This is a genomic window from Herminiimonas glaciei (assembly GCF_042664955.1).
GTDB classification, from domain to species: domain Bacteria; phylum Pseudomonadota; class Gammaproteobacteria; order Burkholderiales; family Burkholderiaceae_D; genus Oxalicibacterium; species Oxalicibacterium glaciei.
In genome coordinates, this window is record NZ_JBHTBU010000005.1 from 1 (window position 1) to 4,610 (window position 4,610).

Annotated in this window: 4 protein-coding genes; 1 reads left to right on the top strand and 3 read right to left on the bottom strand. The window is 47.8% G+C overall.

The genetic code is table 11. The features are described from left to right. Positions 1–269: 269 nt before the first annotated feature. Entirely contained in the window at positions 270–812 is a 543-nt protein-coding gene (locus tag ACFQPC_RS18235; protein WP_124575673.1) for a cytochrome b, read from the bottom strand. A 296-nt stretch (positions 813–1,108) separates the two neighbouring features. Here ACFQPC_RS18235 and ACFQPC_RS18240 point away from each other — a divergent pair, with 296 nt between their 5' ends. Continuing rightward, on the top strand, positions 1,109–2,242 hold the full coding sequence (locus ACFQPC_RS18240; protein WP_382273316.1) for an AraC family transcriptional regulator: 1,134 nt from the start codon (positions 1,109–1,111) through the stop codon (positions 2,240–2,242). Between the two features lie 236 nt (positions 2,243–2,478). Here ACFQPC_RS18240 and egtD read toward each other — a convergent pair whose 3' ends face one another. Both egtD and ACFQPC_RS18250 read right to left on the bottom strand, forming a co-directional pair. Beyond that, a complete protein-coding gene (gene egtD / locus ACFQPC_RS18245) occupies positions 2,479–3,438 on the bottom strand; it encodes an L-histidine N(alpha)-methyltransferase (protein ID WP_199739147.1) in 960 nt (319 codons plus the stop codon). Between the two features lie 111 nt (positions 3,439–3,549). Further along, positions 3,550–4,476 carry an AraC family transcriptional regulator gene (locus ACFQPC_RS18250; protein WP_382273318.1) on the bottom strand — a complete coding sequence of 309 codons (927 nt, stop codon included), beginning with the start codon at positions 4,474–4,476 and terminating at the stop codon, positions 3,550–3,552. Positions 4,477–4,610 lie beyond the last annotated feature (134 nt).

Sequence of the window (4,610 nt, forward strand, 5' to 3'; positions counted from 1 at the left end):
TCATCGTAGCCTCGTCTTCGTCCCCTTTGGTCCTGTATTGGTTCTTAATCGTCCAAATATTTGGATGATTGATTCGGGAGTATTTTTTCGAAGGATTACGCAGTTTGGAATGGGGGGGGGCGTCCAAAAATAAGCTGGTCTTGCAGACGTATGTTCGCATATCGGACCGAGCTGGCGTTTGAGGTCCAAGCTTCCTGCAGTCCCTATTACATTTAACTAAAATTCGTAGAAAGCACCATGTCGTTTACGTACATATCTAGATTGATCTTTCATCCGCCCGGAATCATCGACTTAAAGACCTCGTCGCGCAGATAAAAGTGATGGAAAAGAGCTGCGGCAGCATGCGCGCCGGCGATCCAGAGTATGGCTTCGCCGAGGATGATGTGTATTTTCATGATCAGTTGTCCCAGACTATGAGCTTCCTCAATCTGAGGGCAGATATCGAATCCAATAAGGGTGATAGGAATCCCTTCAAGCCAAGTACCGACTATCGCCGTGGCCGGAATCGAGATGAGAAGCGCATAAAGTACGAGGCGGACGAATTTCGCGGTCTCGGTCATCCATCGCCGCTTTTGTTGCTTATCAGGCGTATCGTCGATCAGTCCCCATAGCAATCTCAGCACGACAACAATGACGACAAGTACACCAAGCGTTTCATGAATCCTGCGGATTCCGTCAGCTTCAGCAGAATAGAGCGAATAGCGGTCACCCTTGCTCAGTGCATAGCTGGCAAGAATCAATATGGCAGTGAGCCAGTGAAAGGACTGCGTGACGACACCGTAGCAAAAGGAGGTGCTGCGCAAGGCGATCATTTGATTTCGAGCTTAAGTAGCGGTTGATGAAAGGCGACAGCATGTCACCAAATATCTGGCGTAGCCTATTGAATCAACGTTTTCGATGAATATTTAACAGAGATGACCTTATTGACATTGAGAACGACGCTGTCCGGCATAGCTTGCTCTTCTTCAGGTTGGTAGAGCAGCCATCGTAGCTTTACTTAGGTATTGCATGGTCTCGAAATGGTTCTAATTCATCTAAATGTTCGATCTAATTCTGCAGCCATTTCTGGTTTTTTGTTTGATCCCATCGGTGCCCCAATGTCCGATATTTGCATCCATTTTTTATGGAAAAATGTGGCTGGAAATCGGTATACCTCTTGCATCAGGGCTGGCACAATAGCTTCGTCTTATTTTCGCTTTTTTCAAATTACCGTCGAGGTATCCAGATGTCCGAGTTCTCTTCCTCTCCGTATATTGTTTTAGACCACCTGTTGGCTGCGCTTGATATTGGCGTAACCCACTTCACGGTCTGCGATATTCGTGATGGTTGGGGAATGCGTCTCGACTCTTGTCAGTCGGCAAGCCTGCATTATTGCTTGGAAGGCGCCGGCACGCTCACTGTCCATGGTTCGCCACCTATTCAACTTGAACCACACACTTTCGTGCTCTTACCGTCGGGGATTGCATATCGTATCGAGAGCGCCTCGCAGGAACCTGCGCAGCTCGAACATCGTGTGAGCTTATGTGGAGCTTCGTCGCGCGAATCCGTGCCGACACTTGTCGTTGGTGAAGGTCAGCAAGGTATCGTTACGGTATGTGGTGAAATCCGTGTGGAATTGGTGGGTGGATCAGACCTTTTCACCTCGCTGGACATGCCCTTGGTGGCACGCTTTGGAGGGGGGGACGGATTGCGTGACCAGTTTGTGATGCTGTTGGCAGAGTCAGCCCGACCGGGAATAGGATCTCGTGTACTGACTGAAGCATTGCTCAAACAGTGTTTGGTTCTTGCATTGCGGCGTTGGATTGAGCTTGATACCTTGCCCTTACCTTGGTTGGCGGCCGTACGAGACACGCGACTCAGACGCGCGTTGCACGCTATTTTCGAACAACCTGCTGTTGCCTATACGGTCGACAGTCTGGCAATGATTGCCGGTATGAGCCGTTCAGCATTTGCGGCCGCGTTCCAGCGCGCCTTTGGCCAATCACCGATGAGTTTGGTCAAGCTAGTGCGACTACGTCGAGCCAGTGAACTGTTAATTACGACAGCACTCCCTATAGCTGAGGTCGCAAAACGAGTAGGATTTTCTAGCAGAAGCAACTTTTCTCTCGCGTTCAGTCAGCTGCATGGCGTAGATCCGAGTCGCTTTCGACGCTCGTTCACTGTGACTGGGAAAAGATGTCACGTCGCAAGGACAGTAGAGGATTCATCGATACTTCAAGCAGAAAATAGTCAAACGAAATAATTTAACAGGAACGGTTGTACTACTCAATACTGGACTATCAGTCTCACCGTCGTTGCTGTAATTTTAGTCAAAGGAGGGCTTGCCGCTGCTTTGACTCTGCTGCGCGTTGATGAAAAAAGTAGGCGACTAGGAAGTAACGTAAAGATTGATTTTACGATGTCATTCGGGGCTTGATACAAGTGGATTGCATGCTTGGTAAACGTGTCTCGATTCTTTTCAGATTTGAATAGTTGTGCTCAACACGATGTATTTTTCAAGCCTAGAATGGCGTACGCTTGTTGTTCATCGGTCCAAACATTGGTGAGCGACCAATTATTCTCGAAGGTGATTGATTCCAACTGCTGTAACGTATATTTTCGCGAACTTTCAGTATGAATCGTTTCACCTTTCTCAAAGTGAAAAGAATGATCTTTTAAACGAACGATTTGGTCAGTCATGCTGACTAAATGCATCTCAATCGCAGATTCCTCTTCATTCCAACGAGCTGAGTGTTCAAACTGACTCAAAGAAAAATCCATACCAACCTCACGATTAAGTCGAGCCAAGATATTCTTGTTGAATTTGGCTGTTACACCTGCAGCATCAGCGTAGGCTGCAATAAGAGTTCGAGTGTCTTTACGTAAATCGATGCCAATGATCGCTTTGCCGTTTTTTTGTACATGGTGGCGCATCTGCTCGAGAAATCTGTCTATTTCTTTCCGATTCAGATTGCCAATCGTGGACCCGGGGAAAAATGCGACTCTTGAATCAGATTCGAGATCGTCTGGAAGTGCAAAATTATCCAAAAAATTAGCGACCAGAGGATAGACATTCAAAAAAGGGAATTTCAGTCGAATTCGCATAAATGTCTGGGCTAAAAAATCTCCAGCAATATCTATCGGAACATAAGCTCGAGGCTGATGGCACGCGTCTAGCAATGCTTCGGTTTTTACTGCGGCACCGGCGCCATATTCTACGATGGTCGCATTCGGCCCGATGAAATATGAAATTTCCTTGTCATAATTACGTAGAATGGCAATTTCTGTACGGGTTGGATAGTATTCAGGAAGTTGTGTTATTTCCTCGAACAACTGCGAACCAACATCGTCATAAAGCCATTGGCTGGGCAAACTTTTTTGCTTGAGTGATAAGCCGGCTATCGTATCGTCAGTTAACCGTTGAATTTGTTTATCAATCGTGGACATTGAGTCGTACATCTTTTTCCTTTATCAGTGAAGTGTTGCTAGTTCGTTCAAGATTATCGGAATCGAATCAATCAACCATGAAATACTTAATAATCACCGACGTAATTGATTATTCGATCTTTATTATTCTTTCCCGGTTGCGGAGAAGGTGCGTCGAAAGCGACTCGGATCTACGCCATGCAGCTGACTGAACGCGAGAGAAAAGTTGCTTCTGCTAGAAAATCCTACTCGTTTTGCGACCTCAGCTATAGGGAGTGCTGTCGTAATTAACAGTTCACTGGCTCGACGTAGTCGCACTAGCTTGACCAAACTCATCGGTGATTGGCCAAAGGCGCGCTGGAACGCGGCCGCAAATGCTGAACGGCTCATACCGGCAATCATTGCCAGACTGTCGACCGTATAGGCAACAGCAGGTTGTTCGAAAATAGCGTGCAACGCGCGATTGAGTCGTGCATCACGTACGGCCGCTAGCCAAGGTAGTGATGAAGGCTCGCTTTCGACCCAGCGTCGTAACGCTAGCACCAAACACTGTTTGAGCAATGCTTCAGTCAGCACCCGAGATCCTATTCCGGGTCGAGCCGACTCTGCTAGCAGCATTGCGAACTGGTCCTGTAGTCCGTTAGCCCCATTAAATCGTGCAACCAACAGTTTGCTCAATGGAGTAAAAAGGTCTGATCCCCCGGGCAATTTGACACGAATTTCACCACACACAGTAACGATGCCTTGTACGCCTTCCCCGACGATTAGCGTTGGAGTGGAGTGGTGTGATGATACCGGGTGCAAGAGAGTACGATACTCAAGCCGCGGTTGCCTTTGGGATGCGCTTTCGATTCGATAGGGGACACCCGGCGGCAGGAGTATAAAAGTGTGCGACTCAAGTCGAATGGGAGCGGTGCCATGAACGGTGAGGGTGCCAATCCCCTCCAGGCAGTAATGCAGACTTGCCGTCTTACAGGCATCGAAATGCATCCCCCAACCGTCACGTATGTCGCAGAGCGCAAAGTAAGTAACACCGATGTCAAGGGCGGTCAGCAAATGATCTAAGGCCATCTATGCGAATTGAGGGTAAGTGAAAGTGCGGGCGATTATGACGTGATTCAAACAAATTTATGCACGCAATTCGAATATGTGGACGATTAAGAACCAATACAGGACCAAAGGGGACGAAGACGAGGCTACGATGA

Coding starts and splice junctions, on each gene's coding strand:
- ACFQPC_RS18235 (WP_124575673.1), bottom strand. CDS start 812: ATGATCGCCTTGCGCAGCACCTCCTTTTGCTACGGTGTCGTCACGCAG.
- egtD (WP_199739147.1), bottom strand. CDS start 3,438: ATGTACGACTCAATGTCCACGATTGATAAACAAATTCAACGGTTAACT.
- ACFQPC_RS18250 (WP_382273318.1), bottom strand. CDS start 4,476: ATGGCCTTAGATCATTTGCTGACCGCCCTTGACATCGGTGTTACTTAC.